This is a genomic window from Streptomyces sp. AC550_RSS872, assembly GCF_019049285.1.
Lineage (GTDB): Bacteria > Actinomycetota > Actinomycetes > Streptomycetales > Streptomycetaceae > Streptomyces.
Map to the genome: position 1 here is coordinate 1 of NZ_JAGMUL010000121.1, position 15,180 is coordinate 15,180.

At 67.5% G+C, this 15,180-nt stretch carries 16 protein-coding genes and 2 pseudogenes; 6 read left to right on the forward strand and 12 right to left on the reverse strand.

Annotated features, from left to right (window positions below):
- Positions 1-583: pseudogene (locus tag KUM44_RS46115) on the reverse strand (IS5 family transposase); the annotation flags it as partial.
- A 50-nt stretch (positions 584-633) separates the two neighbouring features.
- Here KUM44_RS46115 and KUM44_RS34300 point away from each other — a divergent pair.
- On the forward strand, positions 634-825 hold the full coding sequence (locus KUM44_RS34300; RefSeq protein ID WP_254390563.1) for a hypothetical protein: 192 nt from the start codon (positions 634-636) through the stop codon (positions 823-825).
- Positions 826-921: 96 nt separating this feature from the next.
- On the opposite strand, the gene KUM44_RS34305 is transcribed toward KUM44_RS34300, so the two are convergent.
- Together KUM44_RS34305 and KUM44_RS34310 are read right to left on the reverse strand one after the other, a co-directional pair.
- Positions 922-2,694: an NlpC/P60 family protein gene (locus KUM44_RS34305; protein WP_217213669.1), complete on the reverse strand. Its 1,773-nt coding sequence runs from the start codon at positions 2,692-2,694 to the stop codon at positions 922-924.
- Between the two features lie 197 nt (positions 2,695-2,891).
- On the reverse strand, positions 2,892-3,632 hold the full coding sequence (locus KUM44_RS34310) for a class I SAM-dependent methyltransferase (protein ID WP_217213670.1): 741 nt from the start codon (positions 3,630-3,632) through the stop codon (positions 2,892-2,894).
- A gap of 10 nt (positions 3,633-3,642) precedes the next feature.
- On the opposite strand from KUM44_RS34310, the gene KUM44_RS34315 reads away from it, so the two are divergent.
- From KUM44_RS34315 to KUM44_RS34325, 3 genes are all read left to right on the forward strand, one after another.
- Positions 3,643-3,846, forward strand: coding sequence for a hypothetical protein (locus tag KUM44_RS34315; RefSeq protein WP_217213671.1), 204 nt, complete (start codon positions 3,643-3,645; stop codon positions 3,844-3,846).
- A 113-nt stretch (positions 3,847-3,959) separates the two neighbouring features.
- Positions 3,960-4,280 (forward strand): hypothetical protein, encoded by a 321-nt coding sequence (locus KUM44_RS34320; protein WP_217213672.1) that lies wholly within the window; start codon positions 3,960-3,962, stop codon positions 4,278-4,280.
- Positions 4,281-4,454: 174 nt separating this feature from the next.
- Positions 4,455-5,051, forward strand: coding sequence for a hypothetical protein (locus tag KUM44_RS34325; protein WP_217213673.1), 597 nt, complete (start codon positions 4,455-4,457; stop codon positions 5,049-5,051).
- A 399-nt stretch (positions 5,052-5,450) separates the two neighbouring features.
- Here KUM44_RS34325 and KUM44_RS47360 read toward each other — a convergent pair whose 3' ends face one another.
- The 4 genes and pseudogenes from KUM44_RS47360 to KUM44_RS34340 form a co-directional block, all read right to left on the reverse strand.
- Positions 5,451-5,759, reverse strand: a complete 309-nt coding sequence (locus KUM44_RS47360; protein ID WP_308402795.1) for an ATP-binding protein — start codon at positions 5,757-5,759, stop codon at positions 5,451-5,453.
- 212 nt (positions 5,760-5,971) lie between these two features.
- Positions 5,972-6,025 (reverse strand): annotated as a pseudogene (locus tag KUM44_RS47365) (hypothetical protein); the annotation flags it as partial.
- A 148-nt stretch (positions 6,026-6,173) separates the two neighbouring features.
- The gene (locus tag KUM44_RS34335) at positions 6,174-6,425 is read right to left on the reverse strand and encodes a hypothetical protein (RefSeq protein ID WP_217213674.1); all 252 of its coding nucleotides are present in this window, start codon (positions 6,423-6,425) and stop codon (positions 6,174-6,176) included.
- A gap of 269 nt (positions 6,426-6,694) precedes the next feature.
- The gene (locus tag KUM44_RS34340; RefSeq protein ID WP_217213675.1) at positions 6,695-7,150 is read right to left on the reverse strand and encodes an NUDIX hydrolase; all 456 of its coding nucleotides are present in this window, start codon (positions 7,148-7,150) and stop codon (positions 6,695-6,697) included.
- Positions 7,151-7,553: 403 nt separating this feature from the next.
- Between KUM44_RS34340 and KUM44_RS34345 the strand changes: the two genes are divergently transcribed.
- Entirely contained in the window at positions 7,554-7,937 is a 384-nt protein-coding gene (locus KUM44_RS34345) for a hypothetical protein (protein ID WP_217213676.1), read from the forward strand.
- A 660-nt stretch (positions 7,938-8,597) separates the two neighbouring features.
- Here KUM44_RS34345 and KUM44_RS34350 read toward each other — a convergent pair.
- The 3 genes from KUM44_RS34350 to KUM44_RS34360 all read right to left on the reverse strand — a co-directional run bounded on the left by KUM44_RS34350 (position 8,598) and on the right by KUM44_RS34360 (position 10,666).
- Positions 8,598-9,449 carry an IS5 family transposase gene (locus KUM44_RS34350; RefSeq protein WP_217213677.1) on the reverse strand — a complete coding sequence of 284 codons (852 nt, stop codon included), beginning with the start codon at positions 9,447-9,449 and terminating at the stop codon, positions 8,598-8,600.
- A 73-nt stretch (positions 9,450-9,522) separates the two neighbouring features.
- Complete coding sequence (locus KUM44_RS34355) at positions 9,523-10,152, reverse strand: hypothetical protein (protein ID WP_217213678.1); 630 nt, start codon at positions 10,150-10,152, stop codon at positions 9,523-9,525.
- A 316-nt stretch (positions 10,153-10,468) separates the two neighbouring features.
- Complete coding sequence (locus KUM44_RS34360) at positions 10,469-10,666, reverse strand: DUF4240 domain-containing protein (RefSeq protein WP_217213679.1); 198 nt, start codon at positions 10,664-10,666, stop codon at positions 10,469-10,471.
- Positions 10,667-11,586: 920 nt separating this feature from the next.
- Between KUM44_RS34360 and KUM44_RS34365 the strand changes: the two genes are divergently transcribed.
- Positions 11,587-12,825, forward strand: coding sequence for a serine hydrolase (locus tag KUM44_RS34365; protein ID WP_254390535.1), 1,239 nt, complete (start codon positions 11,587-11,589; stop codon positions 12,823-12,825).
- A 115-nt stretch (positions 12,826-12,940) separates the two neighbouring features.
- On the opposite strand, the gene KUM44_RS34370 is transcribed toward KUM44_RS34365, so the two are convergent.
- Together KUM44_RS34370 and KUM44_RS34375 are read right to left on the reverse strand one after the other, a co-directional pair.
- The gene (locus KUM44_RS34370; RefSeq protein ID WP_308402790.1) at positions 12,941-13,189 is read right to left on the reverse strand and encodes a hypothetical protein; all 249 of its coding nucleotides are present in this window, start codon (positions 13,187-13,189) and stop codon (positions 12,941-12,943) included.
- Positions 13,190-13,721: 532 nt separating this feature from the next.
- Entirely contained in the window at positions 13,722-15,068 is a 1,347-nt protein-coding gene (locus tag KUM44_RS34375; RefSeq protein WP_217213681.1) for a PHB depolymerase family esterase, read from the reverse strand.
- Between the last annotated feature and the right edge of the window lie 112 nt (positions 15,069-15,180).

Consider the following 15,180-nt stretch of genomic DNA (forward strand, 5'->3'; position numbering starts at 1 on the left):
GGTTTTGCGCCGCGGTCCCACACGAGGCGGCGGTACTTGTCGTGATCGTAGCCACGGTCGCCGAGTACGACGTCGGGACGGCGCCGGGGCCGGCCGCGGTTGCCCCGCACGGGCGGCACGGCTTCGAGAAGCGGGATGAGCTGGGTGACGTCATTGCGGTTCGCGCCGGTCAGGGTGGCGGCGAGCGGGATGCCGGTGGCGTCGGTGATCAAGTGGTGTTTGCTGCCCGTCTTACCCCGGTCAACAGGGCTTCGTCCCGTCCTGGCTCCCCTTTTAACGCCCGGATGTGGGAGCCGTCGACCGCCGCACGGGAAAAGTCCAGAGCATTCGCGCTGCGGAGCTTGGCGAGGAGAACCTCATGTAGTCGGGGCCACACGCCGGCCCGGGTCCACTCGGCCAAGCGGCGCCAGCACGTCATCCCGGAGCCGAATCCGAGCTCCTGCGGCAGGTGTTCCCAGACGATCCCGGTATGCAGCACGAACAGGATGCCCCGGAACACCAGACGGTCCGGATGCCGCTTCCGCCCTGGATGCCGGGGCCGACGCGCGACCTGAGGCAACAGCGGCTCGATCACCGCCCACAGCTCGTCATCGACATGACCAGACTCGCCCCCTGGCTGCGCTGCGGCTCCTCGTGCCCGACCCGACGGTCCACGCCACCGCCCAGACGATGGTTGTCGCCACCGAAAACATGGTCGATGCCGCAACGAGCATCGAAGAGCTCACCGCAGCGCAGGACACCGCATGGGCCGCACACGACCGCTTCATCGATACGACGGTCAAGGCCATCTATGTCGGCCTCAGCCGGAAGCGGCGCAACACATAGGCGCACCCCCTGGCCCGGCTGTCACCACGCGGACCGGGGCGCGAACAGCGCGACCGGCATCGGTCGGGGGTATGCGGGGAGCGGGTTCGCGGGTGGTCAGAGGCGGCGGATCACCCGCAGCTTGTCCGTGTAGAGGTCGCTTGCCGTACCGTCGATGATCGACTTGCCGCCGAGGTCGGCCATGGTGGGGCCGTTGGGGGTCTTGCGGCTGGAGACGAAGCGGCGTTTGCCGTGCTGGTCCAGGCCCATGTAGATGCCGGTGTGGGAGACGGCACCGTCGTCGGGGTCGTTCCAGAACAGCACGTCACCGATCCGCAATGTGTCGAGGCTGGGCGGCGCGTCGGTGGCCTGGGCGACGACGATGCCAGGACTGGAAGCGGCCTGCCACTCCGATCTGCGCGGCAGGTACCTGCGCTCCACCGAGTCCTCCGCGAGGCTCATGGGGACGCCGAGGTGGTAGCCGTAGACCATGCGGACGAAGCCTGAGCAGTCGAGGTTCTTCAGCCACTTCGGATCCGGGGCCTGGGTGACGTTCTCGCCACTGTCGAATGCCCAGGTGAGTCCCATGTACTCGTGGAAGTCTGCGCCTACCTCGCGCAGTCCCGAAGGCAGCGGTTTGCTGTATCCGGATTCGCCGAGTACCTGTGCGTTCTGGTGGGCGGGGTAGGTGACGGCGGGTGCGTACGGCCGGTACATCGAGGAGTAGGTGAGGGCGTCGGGCGACGTGTCGCCCGCCCACGCGCGGATTCGCTGCTCCACAGCGGCTGTCCACGTGCCGTCGAAGGGCTCCGGCAGGACCCGTACCCATGTGTCATGGGTGACGACCGGCGGGTCGGTCCAGGTCGCCGCCTCAATGCTGAAGTCGTAGACCCTAGCCTGCGGGAGGACCGTGGCGCCGGTCGAGGCGAGGCCCCGGACCCCGGCCGTGCCCGAGCGGAAGACAGCGTCCGGGGCCTTCTCCGGGTCGCGCACACTGTGGTGCCACACAGTGGGCTCGTCGTCCGTGCCTGTCGTGAGATGTTTCCAGGCTCGGGCGCGCAGGATGTCTCCTGCCTTCTCGACCCGGACCCACCAGTGGTCGAACGCCTTGAAGCCGGCGCCGACCGTGACAGCCGCGCTCAAGGTGGTCGGCGCATCGTCGATTTCCTTCTCGAGGACGAGCTGGACGTCTCCCGCGGGGGTGACGACGAGCCGCGCCCGGTAGTGGTTGTTGACGTCCCTGGCGCCGAAGACGAGGCCGAGGGAGACGGGCGCGCCGACGGGCAGCTTGTCGAAGGAGAACCGGGCGGCGGCGTAGATGTCGCCGATGCCATGATCGGGAAGCAGGGAATAGCGGCTCTTGCCGGCGGAAAGCGTGATGGCGGCCCTGCCGCTCTCGACGAAGTAGTCCGCGTCGGCGCCATTGTGATGGGACCAGGTCCCGCCGCCGGGCGACATACCCCAGCCGCCGGTGGGCGGGGTCCGGACGAACGCGTCGTGGACCGCCTTCTTCTGTTCGGTGAACCAGCGCCGCGCTCCCCTCAGCGTCACCGTCCGCGCTCCTGTGGTCAGCGTCGCGATCACGCCAGTGCCGTCCGAGACCTCCAGGCCGCCGGTGATCGTACGGGTGGTCAGCGGGCCGGCCGGGTGCGGGGCGTAGTGCCAGGGGTCGGCCGGGTCGATCAGCACGGGGACCCGGAAACCCGGTGGCCGGGCGGCGGACTCTGCCGACGTCGACGACACCGTCGCGGCCGTTGCTGCCGGGAGTTCGGCCGGGACGGTGGCGCCCGCGGCCGGCGTCATGGCGGGCGGCAGGGCGCTGCCTGCCGCGGCGCCGGCGATAGCGGTGAGGGCCGCTCTGCGGCTCAGCGAGAATTTCGGTGCGGACATGCGACGGCCCCCCGTACGGAAAACGCATGATCGGATGATTGTGCGAGAAGCGACTTTACCCAGCTCCCCGGTTCGGCCCGTGCCCGCCGCCCGGCCGCTTCACCGCCTCGCGCACCGGGTTGTGCCGTGGCGTGCCCGCAGAAGGCTGCGGTGAGGAGGAGGGAAGGGCGGGCACCGGGCGATCGGCTCACCCGCTTCTACGGATCAGCGACAAGAAGCCGGTAACCGACATCGAGCACGTCGCGCTCAAGCAGGCCGGCGTGACGGTCATGCCACCGGCCGCAGGACAGGTCCTCCTCCAGCCTGGCCAGGCCAGGGCGGACGACGTCGTCGCCGATCTGGGCGAACAACGAGATAGCGGCCCGCACCTGCGGATCGAGGTACGCCTCGGGCCGGCGCCAGAACGCGGCCAGGAATCCGTCGGTGCAGTCGTGCGGGACAGGGACCGTCTCGACGCGGGCCCCTCCCAACAGGCCCACCAGCCGGTCCACCGCGACTGCTCGTGTGCCGTCGAACACGGCGGCCTGCGGAAGGTACTCCTCCAGCAGCCAGAACCGGTGATTGATGTCGGGGTCGAACGTGAAGATGACAACCCGCTGCCGGGCGAGGCGGCGTAACTCCCCGATGCCGGCCTCCAAGTCGCCCCAGTGGTGCACGGTCAGCAGGGCCATCACCGCATCGGCCGAGTCATCGGCCAGGGGAACCGACTCCGCCGACGCCTGAAGAACCCGCGCAGCCCCAGCCGGACGCTGAGCGATCATCACCGCACTGGGCTCCACAGCCCACACGGTCTCTGACGGCTCGTAAGAGCCGCTGCCGGCTCCCACATTGATCACGGTGGCGGCACCACCGAGGGCCCGACGGATCCTGGCAGCGATCCGGGGGTCCGGCCGCCGTGTGTCGGCGTAGGACGCACCAATGCGGTCATAAGTCGTCACACCTCGCAGTATGCGCGCTCCGGTGACTCCGGCGACAGGGAAGAAGCCGCTGTCGGTCGGCACCGACCTGAACGCCGTGCGGCTGCGTGCCCAAGGCCAGATCTTCGTGAGCGGGGCCAGAGTCCCTCGCCATCTCAACCCCGCCCACGCCCTGGTGCCCACCCCCGAGGGAGGGGCCCTGAGCGCGGACAACTGCACTGTTGGCGAGCTGTGACTGCATGAGACAGCCCCGCTCGAGGGCGCCGTGGATCTACGGCGCTCAGCTCGACTTCCTGCACGCCCGGCCCGACGTATGGCCCGCACACGTCAGGATCGACGGCCTCAGCCATGGCACGCTCGCCCCACGTCTCCCCGCCGAACAGAACCCTGCCACTGCTGGAGCGGGAGGCCGACGGCCATCTCCCGTTCGCCTACGAACAGCTGGCCGCCGCATACCGCGCCGTGGGCGACGGCCGCGCCGCGTGCACCGTCCAACTGGCCAGACTCCGCCGCCATCGCCGGGCGCTGCCCTGGTACGCCCGTTTCTGGGGCCACCTTCAGGACACGACTGTGGGCTACGGCTTCCGCCCCCTGCGGGCGCCGGCCGGCTTCTGCTCCTCCTGGTCTGCGACGCCATCGCTTACTCACTGCATCATCCACGCCCCGTGAAAGCCGACGAGGCACCCGACTTCATCCCCGTCGTCTGCACACAGGGCGGGTGCAGCCCTGGAGCCCTCTCATGCCGGCGCGACCCGAGATCACTCGCACTGGATACCCGACGACCGCCAGGGACTGCCCCGCAAAGATCAAGGCCGGATCGCAGACGGTGTGTACGGTGTCGGTGTGATCGGCAGTGACGGGGTTCGGCTGGGCACTGAAGCAGCGCATCGCCTCGCGCTGGCTGACTGCTGCGAGATAGCCCCAGGGTTGAGCGATGCCGAGTTCACGCGCATAGAGGCCGCGTTCGGCTTCGAGTTCTCCGCCGACCACCGAGCCTTCCTGGCTGCCGGCCTGCCTGTCGCTTCGCCGCCTGAAGAAGGCGCAACCTGGGACCAGCCGTGGCCAGACTGGCGTAACGGTGACCCCGAAGATCTTCGTCACCGCCTTGAGTGGCCCGTTCAGGGCGTGTTGAACGCGAAAGAAAATGGATGGTGGGAGCGGGCCTGGGGGCCGCGCCCGGGCGACGAGCCAACTGCCATGAAGGTGGCCGAGCAGAAACTTGCGGAGGTTCCGCAACTGGTTCCCGTGTACGCGCACCGGTTCGTTCCTGCCGGACGAGACACCTACGGACACCCGGTTCTCTCGGTGTGGGGCACCGACATCATCTGCTACGGCCACGACTTGGCCGACTACATCGATCACGAGTTCCGGGACGTCGATGAAGGCACTCCCTGGAACCCGCAGGCATCCGTCACCTTCTGGAAGAACTTCATCTGCTGAGGAGTCGTCCGTCACCCGGGTGTCTGTAAGCACTTGCTTCGGCTCCGGTGCACGGAGTTGTTTCGGCTCCACTGCCGGAGTGGGGGCGCGTGTATTGGTGTGATTCACGCCCCTGTAGCAAGGTGATTTGGCCCCACTTTGTTCGGGTGGTTCCGCTGGCCCGGGTAGGGGGTGTTGGCGGTAGTTTTGAAGCCTCGGTGGACCTCCGTCAGCGCATCCCCGACAGGTGCGTGGAGGGTTGCCGACCCGGTTCGACTCAAGCCGCGGACCTCCCGGTGGCCGCGGCGGTTGGACGAGAACGGGCGGTGCTGCGGCCGGCACTGGGACTTGACGGCCGGGGCCCGAAACGACTGCGGCCGGTCTCCCGCATGGGACGCCGGCCGCAGTTGTCGGTGCAGGTCAGCGACGGCGCTTCCGCTGGGTCTGCGCGAAACGGTAGGACTGGGTGCCGGTCTCGACGATGTGCGCGTTGAACGTGACCCGGTCCACGATCGCCGTGCAGAGACGGGGATCGGTGAAGGTCTGCTTCCACTCCGAGAACGGAGCGTTCGAGACGATCGCGATGGCCCGCCGTTCTTCCCGCTCGGTGAAGATCTGGAACAGCAGTACGGTGAAGATCTGGAACAGCAGTTTGGCGCCGGCCTTGTACAGGTCGAGACAGCCGAACTCGTCAAGACAGAGCAGGTCAACGCGGCCGTAGCGGGCGATGAGGCGGGTGAGCTTCTTTTCGTCGGCGCTTCCGCGAGTGCGTTGACAAGGTCGACCGTGGTTGTGTGGCGGACCTTGAGTCCGGCCTCATCCATGGCCGTGCCGATCCCGATCAGCAGGTGGGACTTCGCGGCGCGGCCGTCGCCCACGGCGAGGGGGAAGTTGGCGTCCCTGACCAGCCGCTGCTTGCGCCGTTCGTCGCGTTCGGCGCACTCGGTTTCCAGCAGGTCGGCGAGGAAGTCCTTGTAGCTGGACCGCTGGCGCATGGCGTCGGCGGCCGTCTCCTGGATCCGGCGGCGGATCGTCGGCAGGTGCAGGCCCGGCAGGCTTCGTCGATGGCCGTGTCCACGGCTTCCTCCGGTCCCATGTCCCGGCGGGGCGAAGGGACCTGGGCGGCCGTGGTATCGGTCGTGTTCATACGGTGCCTTGCGGTTGACGTGTCACGAGCTGGTCGTAGTGGGCAACAGTCGGCAGCGGCCGTTTGTCCTCGGGCAGCTGGGCCCGGCGGGCCGTCAGTGACACCACGCCGCTGGGTTCGGCCCAGGGCGGTTGCTCGCCCTCGTCGTCCTGGTCCTCAGGTGGTGGCGGGGCCGGCGCGGCGGCTCTGCGGGCCTCGACAGCCACCACGTCGGCGGTGGTGGCGCCCGCCCGGACCGCGGCGGCCATCCCCTGTTCGACAGCGGCCGCGGGTATCCGCCGGTGCACGCGGGCATCCGCCGGTGCAGTAGCAGGACCTCGACTCCGCCCGCGACAAACCCATCCCGGCCTCCGACACGACCGTGATCAAGCACCACGGTCTCCGACATGACCGTGATCGACGCACAAACCCTGCCGTCGCCGGGCGGACCTGTGCATTCACTCCAAAGAGGGCACGTCGCGGACCTGCCGACTGATCCACTGGCGAACGGCACCGCCTGCGGAGCAGCCGGCGCGCCTCAGTGCTGGATCAGGCCGCCGACCGGAACGGCAGCGACGTGGCCGGTCACCGGAAGCGTCTGAGCCAGGGCGAGGCCGACATCAACCAGCGATGACCGGCGCAGACGAACGACATCGGGAATCGGAGTCCAGACCGACTCGACGGTTTCGCCGTTCGGCTCCGGCCGGAGCCGGCCGCCAGTGATACGGACCTGGTAGAAGACACCGACATTCTGGTGCTCGATTCCCGCACGCGCGACGGCTGCGGGGATCACCCTGGAATCCACGCCCAGCAGGCGCTCGACCACCGCGGAGCAGCCGGTCTCCTCAGCAACCTCCCGGACCACCGTGTCAAACGGATCCTCCGCGTGCTCGACCCTGCCGCCCGGAAGAGTCCAGTTGTCCGACGCGTGATGGGCGAGCAGTACCCGCCCGCCCTCGATGCACACGGCGTACGCCGCCAACCGGAAACTCATTTCCCTCGCACCTCCCACCGGACCCTATCCCGCCGTCCAAGATCCATGCGGCGCCATGAGCGCAGAGTGGAGCCAGATCAACTTCTTACGCCTGGAGCCACTTCAGTTCCGGGTGGTGGAGCCCAAAGCAGTGCTTACCGACACCCGGGTACACCCACCGGGCCCGGCCGACGTCCTCGACGCCTCACCGTCGACCATGCACGAGCTCGTTACATGGCGAGAGATGGCGAGGCGATCACCGGTATCGCATGCGACGGCAATGGCTGCCGCGGGGCGGACGCGTCAACCTCGCACATGCGAGGTTCACGCAACATGGGACCGCTTGTGAGGATGCTGCACAGGCAACCGGGACGCGGGAGAGCGACACCTCGCCGCCGCGCACTCGTCCATCAAGGGGGAAACGATGCTCAAGAAGATCAAGCGGACCGCCGTGGCCCTGGCCCTGGCTACGGGCACTCTCGCCGCCACCGCCGCGACCGCACAGGCCGGTGAACTGGGGGTGCGGCAGGGGGACTACGCGGGCTGCAAGCTGGGCTATGTCTGCATGTACCAGAATGAGGCCGACTGGAAGGCCGGCCAGCCCAGCCACCGCTGGTACCAGTACGGCGCTCACAACCTGAACAACCAGTACGGCACGAAGTGGGTCTTCAACAACCAGCACTCCGGCGCGAAGGCCCGGCTGTGCTACGGGTACAACGGTGCCAACTGCACCGGCCTGATCATCAACAGCTACACCGTCGGCGTGGCCGACATCACGCCGATCAACAGCATCAAGCTCTACGCGTAGTCCGCTCCAGCGGTCCGCGGGCGCGCCAGTGACCCTACGGACACACCACGGGCCTCGGGGACAAGACGTCCCCGGGGCCTGGTGTATGAGGTCGTGCTGTTCAACGACGGCACATCGCCGGCGTCCCACTTCGGCCTGTGAAGGCTCCACCTGGCGCAGGCAGCACACGCACCTGGACTCGGAGTCGCCGCGGCCACGCACTGCCAGTAGCTCCCGCTGCCGCCCACTGGCTGGCCGTTCGCGCAGCCCGGGCAGGTCATCGCCGGCTGTCGGAAGCCCAAGCCGACCACCCACCCGTCGGGCGCGGCGTAGCCTCAGAAGCCGCCTCGGGGGCTTCCGCGGGTGTCTCCCTGCTCAGCCAGGAGCGGCATGACGCGGATCGCCTCCCAGTGGCTCCTCGCGCTACCGTCCACGCGGCGCTGCCAGAGTCGTGCTGTCTCTGCGTGGCCGGCCACACGCCGACGTCCAACCCGTGCACGGTGATGCCCGCCGCGACGACCGTGGGCTCACGCTCCTCCCACAGGGCTGTCGGTTTCAGCGGTCTGGGGCGCCGACGAAGACCCCCTGACTACAGCGCCCCATTTCTAGGACATCGGTGCCCGCCGCTTCGCCCGAGACCGTTTCCCGTGGTTGTGGCTTAAGAGAGCATCTGATCAGCGTTCACGCTGATGCGAGTGGGATGTCCGTTTCGATTCGCCAGGTTGGTACGGATTCCCCGGTCAACTCGCGGGACATTTTGTTAGCCATCGCCCAGTGGATCATCGTCCGGGATCTCTGCGGGAGGGCTTCGTAGTCCCGCGCCAGGCGGCGGTGCTGCATCAGCCAGCCGAAGGTCCGCTCGATCACCCACCGCTTTGGCAGCGGCTCGAACCCCTTCGTCCGCGGTCGCTGCACCACCTCGACGTCGATGCCCAATCGGGCGCCGTGGTTGAAGATGCTGTTCTGGTAACCGCCGTCGGCCCAGACCTTGGTGACGCTGGGATGTGCCGCGGCCAGGTCGTCGAGCAGGAGCTTGCCGCCGGTGGTGTCGTGGACGTTCGCAGCGGTGACGAGGACGGCCAGCACCAGACCCAGCGTGTCCGTGATCAAGTGCCGCTTACGTCCTTTGATCTTCTTGCCGGTGTCGATGCCCTGACTGCTCTCGGCGACGTTTGCCGAGGTCTTCACGCTCTGCGCGTCGACCACGGCCGCCGTGGGCTCTGCACGGCGGCCATGTAATCGGCGGGTCTTGTCGCGTAACAGGTCGTGGACCTGCTGGGTGGTGCCGTCGGCTTCCCACTTCGCGTAGTAGTCGTAGACGGTCTTGTGTGGAGGGAAGTCGTGCGGCAGGTACTCCCACGGGATGCCGGTGCGGTTGACATAGAAGATCGCGTTGACGATCTCTCGCAGGTCGTGCACCCGGGCCGCTGTGCCGGGGCCGGTCCGTCTCGCCCGCCAGGCGTTGAGGACCGGTTCGATCAAGGCCCAGCGGGCCTCGGACACGTCACTGCGGTACGGGCGACGAACACTCACGCCTGATCCAACGACCGCCAACGACGGCAGTCACAAAAACATCCCAGAACACCAACTACCTAGATCAGATGCTCTAGCCGTCAGACTCTGCGGACTGCGCCTCGGCCTCAGGTGCATCCGCCGGTTTTGAGGTGGGAGCGGTGTAGAAGACGGACCTTCCTTGCTTGGTGCGCTCCGCCTGGGCCTTGGCCACGAGCCCCTCAAGGGTGACCCGCACGACCTTGGTCGTGATCCGGCGCTCGGGGTGGGCCTGGCCGAGAGCTGCAGAAATCTCCGCGGCCGAACGTGGTTCCTTCAGTTCCAGGAGATGGCGGCGAATGAGCTCGACCAGCGTGGGCTGGGTTTCCTTTGCGGCATCCGCCGGCTTGACCGCGGGCTTCGTGGGTGCTGTCTTCTCCGGTGCGGTGGTGGACTTCTGGGCCCTCTTCCCGCCGCGCGCGGCGCCGGTCTTCCGCCGGGGGGAGGGTACTGCGGTGCTCTTGGCTTCTGCCATGGACTGGGCCGGTGCTGCGGTGACGCCGAGCGCCTGCTGCACGTTCAGCAGCACGGTGTGATCGTGCTGCACCGCGGCAAGCTGCTCTTGCAAGGACGCGATCTCTGCGCTGATGCGTTCCTGCTCTTTCACATTGCGTTCGAGGTCATTGGCCACCTGGGCGATGTACTGCGATGTCAGTTCAGTGGCGGGAGCTGTTGTCTCGGGCACGGGGGCTGTCCCTTCCTCGGGAATGAACGTCCTGCGGGGGTGTGCCACATGTACGTGACGTCCCTCCTGGGCGAGATATCAACGGCCTGGCAGAGGCGCCGCCAGTACCGCAAGTTACCTCGGCGTACAGATGGTACGGACAAACAGTACTGGTTGTTCCTGCCAGGTGAAGTTCTCTCACTCTTGAGACAGTCGCACTATTCTTATGCCCCGGGCCGCCAGGTACGACGGAAGGTGGCAGTGCCTGCGGCAGGGCAGTTGCCAGAACACCCCGCCGGTCTCCCGGTTTTGCCGCCATGACCCAGTGTGCATGTGCTCACCAGCCGGTCGAGCAGTTCTCCGGACTGCTGCGGGGGTATCGCTCCCCCTTCCGGAGCAGACGGGAGATGCGGGATTCGAAGGCGGGTATCTCTTCCGCGGGCAGGGCCGACAGATGGTCGACGACGGCGACGTCGAGCGGCTTGTCACTGCCCGTGGCGGCGGCGAGTGTGCGCCAGAACGCTTCGGTTTCCACGGCGGGCAGTCCACCAGGGCGCAACGACAGCCTCCTCCGCACGGGCGCGGAGCTTGAAGCTCAAACTGAGAGCCGAGAGCGCGTGCAAGTGAGTTTCGACGGCACTTCGTGATCGGCCGGCGGAGGAATGTCGGCCAGTCATGGGCAGTACCAAAGCTCCGCCCGGTCTGCTCGCCCGGCGCGTTGATCATCCTCGTTGCGGCCGTCAGCAGGCCTTCATGCCCTGGAACCTGGACGCCGAATGGGGGTCGATTGGAGGTCCACGACCGTCCGCCATGAAAGGGCAGGCACCAACTGTCCGGCGCGTTGCTCCAGGCGAACTTGCAACTTGCGGTAGATCTTGTCGTCGGAATCGCCGCAAAAGCCCTTCGCCCAGGCCTTGTCGCCACCTATACCGGCCCTGACATAGCAACTGTTGGCGGATGCCGGAGACGCGGTCGCCAAGCCCAGTCCGGCCGTTGACAGCAGGACGGCAGCAGACACCAGACAGCAGGCGGCGCGAGCCCTGGCCGACGAAGCGGGCACGCCCGGAGCAGATACCCGCGCTCTCCAGACGTTCGCCCGGCTACACCACTCGGCGGACGTCATCTCCGTGTCGTACCGCTCATCGCGGGCTCGGGTTTCGGCGAGGCGGAAGGAGTCGGTGCCGGTCTCGACGATGTTCCTGCCGTAACTCGGGTTGAACTCGCGGAGTCCGGCGGTCTGATCGCGTCATCACCCATGGTCATGAGTCGAAGCACGATAGATGTCGCACTGGCACGCTTGCACACTTATTGTCACCGGAAGCACGAGCTGTGTTCCGGAGCGCCCTCCGTCCGGCCTTCTGATTCAGCAAACCTCGCACCCCTAGGTCGTGTCCCTGACCTGTTTCCGGGTGGTTCCCGATGGTGTCAGGGTCGACCAATTGGTGAGCTGTTCCCATGAGTCATCAGAAGTCGTCTCAACGTCTGTCCGTCGCCGTCGTTGTCGCCGTTGGCCTGGGAACACTCGCCGCTGCCGCCGCACCGGCAGGCCCGCCCCACCGACCTGCGCCCCGATTACACCCGACGCACCAGGCCCCACACGCGCCGACTCAGGCCGTCCTGAACGAGATCGTCGCGCAGGGCACCCCCGGTGTCATCGTCCAGGTGCGAGACGCGTACGGGGTGTGGAACGGCCGGGCCGGTGCCGGGGACACGGCCTCCGGGCGGCCGCGGAGCGCTCATGAGAGGTTCCGTATCGCCAGCGTGACCAAGACCTTCACCGCCGTAGTGCTGCTCAAGCTGGAAGCCGAGGGGAAGCTGTCGTTGGACGACAGCGTGGCGCACTGGCTGCCCGGGGTGGTGCGCGGCAAGGGCTACAGGCCAGAGAACATCACCCTGCGGCATCTGCTCAATCACACGAGCGGCATCTTCGACTACAACATGGACCAGGGCTTCCGCGCCCGCTATGCGGGGGACGAGTTCGAGCGGAACCGCCACGTCAGGTGGTCCCCGCGAGAGCTGGTGGACATCGCGCTCGCCCACCCGCCCAAGTTCCAGCCCGAACAGGGCAGTAGGCCCGGCAAGCCCGGACGGTGGGACTATTCCGACACCAACTACATCCTCGCCGGCATGGTCATTGAACGGGCCACCGGCCGTACCTACGGGCAAGCCGTCGAGCGCCTCGTCATCAACCCGCTCGGCCTGCTTGGCACGAGCGTGCCTGGCCTCTCGCCCGAACTGCCCTCACCGCACGCAACGCACTACTCCACCCTGTTTGAGGACGGGCCACAGGCCCGGGTGCGCGACGTCACCGAGTTCAGCCCCACCGTGGCCTTCTCCGCCGGGCAGATGATCTCGACCACCGGAGACGTGAACACCTTCCTCTCCGAGCTGCTGGCCGGTGAGCTGCTGCAGCCCGTCCAGCAACGGCAGCTGCTGGACGCGGTCCCCGTCGACGGGGACAAGGGGCACGGCGGTCCGAGCGACGTCTACGGCCTCGGCATAAGGCGTTTTCAGCTCAAGGAGGGCTGCTGGGCGTGGGGCCACGGTGGCATGATCCCCGGGTCCGCGACCCGGACACTCGCCACAGCGGACGGCCGGCACATCATGACCATCAACCGCAACGGTGACTGGGGCGAGCAGCGACTGGAGGACGCAGCCGTCGAGGCTGAGTTCTGTGACGGTGACGCTCGCTGACACGCCTGCGCAGTCGGTGACAAGTAGCGTGCCGATTCGGTGACAGCTGCCGTGCCTTGTGGTTCCAGATCCGCACGTCGGCGGCTGTCGGTGGTGACATCTACTGCGCTTCGGCTCAGGTCAGACCGGTGGGCGGCAGACAGCCGTCGAGCAGGTGGGGTCGGGACTGGATCTTCTTCAGCTTCCACTTGATCACGCGGGTGAGGTGCGGGAGGTCGGCGGCGGCGAAGTCGGCCAGCTCCTTCACCGGATGCACGTTCAGGTTGTCCCGCCAGGAGAACGCCTTCGGCTCGCCCCGGAGCCCGTGCCGGATGTGCAGCTTGAAGAAGAACCGGGAGCGGCGGTCCGGCGCGGTAGCAGCCACGCCGGCGATGTTGACCCGTCCCCGGTTGCGGCCGCGTACCCGCACCACCGGCCGGGCTCCGCGCGGTGTTCAGGTGTGTCCCTTCGGCGGCCTCAACCCCTGGCCTGCCTCGTCCTCGAAGCAGATGTGGGCGCCCAGATCCGCCGCAGTCCTTCTACCTGCGACCACACTTCGGCCTTCCACATCTCGATCGCCTCGTCGTCGCGCTCGATCGCCCGCCGCAGGTGACGCTCCGCGACCGCTTCCCAAGATCTGTGCCAGAGCCCACTTCTCATCGACATCACTCATGCAGGCAGTCGACAGGTGATCCCCCGAAGCCGCATCGAAACGACGTCCCGGAGAGTGACACGGCCAACGGCCTCCGGGGCGGCGGCACGGCGGATTCGGTTCGCGAAAGGTCTGGGTACGGGGCGCTCGTCTGCCCGCGGGGCGCGGGCAGGGGAGGAGGTCAGTATCGGGGCTGTGAGCTTGGTGGGCTTCTCGAAACCCGAGTGTGGGTTACGAGAAGCCCTCTCAGCCCTGGGCGGTGGTGTCAGCCGAGGCGCCACTGCTGGTTGCTGCCGCCGTTGCAGTCCCACAGTGCGACCGCTGCGCCGTTGGCGGTGGAGGCACCGGTCACATCCAGGCACAGGCCTGACTGGACGCTGGTGATGCTGCCGTTGGAGTTGACGTTCCATTGCTGGTTGGTGCCGCCGTTGCAGTCCCACAGCACGACCTTGGCGCCGGCCGCGGTGCCGGCTGCGTCGAGGCACTTCGCACCGCCGTAGACGGTGAGCTGCTTGGTCGACGTGCTGGTCCAGGTCTGGTTCGTCTGGCCGTTGCAGTCCCAGATCTGCGTCTGGGTGCCATTGGTCTGCGAAAAGCCGGGCACGTCCAGGCACTTGCCCGAACCGCTGGCGCGGATCGGACCTGTGGTGGTCCCGCCGGAGCCGTCGAGTCCGAAGAAGGCGATGGCCCGGGCCGCCATACCGCTGGCGGGCAGGCTGTGCCCGACACCCTGGAAGCTGTTCGCCTCGACCGGTGCCTGCGCGCCGGTGGAGCCGTAGCGGGTGCGGGTCCAGTTGGACTGCGGGGAGTCGGTGAAGACCGGGGTCTGGCTCACCCCGAGCACATTGGTCCACTGCTTGATCTCTTCACCGAAGTTCACGTAGTCCAGCGCTTCGTCCTCGGTGCCGTGCCACAGCTGCATGCGCGGCCGGGGGCCGGTGTACCCCGGGTAGGCGCCCCGGACGAGGTCGCCCCACTCCTGCGGGGTCTTGGTGATCTGGCCGGTGGAGCAGGCGCTGTTCCAGCCGGAGCCGTCGGTGGTGGCGAAGCAGCCGAACGGCACGCCCATGAACGCCGCACCGGCCTTGAACAGGTCGGGGTATGCGCCGAGCATGACATTGGTCGTCATCGCGCCGGACGAGGCGCCGGTGACGTAGACCCGGTCGGCGTCGGCGTTCAGGTTCTGCACGGTGTATCGGACCATCGAGGCGATGCTCGTGGGGTCACTGCCCCCGTCGTGCTTGAGCGCCTGGGGCGAAGAGACGTCGAAGCACTGCCCGCTGACGTTCGCGTCCGGGTAGACGACGATGAACCCGTGCTGGTCGGCCAGGCGGGCGAACTCCGTGTTGGAGTAGAAGGTGGGCCCCGTGCCGGTGCAGTAGTGCAATGCCACCACCACCGCCGGGCGTGCCGGAGCGTTGTCGGGCTTGTAGACGTACATCCGCAGGTTTCCGGGATTGCTGCCGAAGTTGGTCACTTCGGTCAGTGACGCGGCTTTCGCGGTGGTGGCCGAGGCGCCGGTCAGCACGAGCGCCGCGATCAGCGGCGCGATCCCCGCCAGCAGGGCTACCAGTACATCTCTGACGCTTCTCTTCTTGGACTTCCGGGACACGACGCTGTCCTTTCTGGAATCCGGCGCGGCTGGGGCGATGCTCCCGGTCGGCCCGCCGAACCGGAGTGGCAGGCACGGTGGTTGCTGTGGTCAAGGTCGTACGACGTCTTCG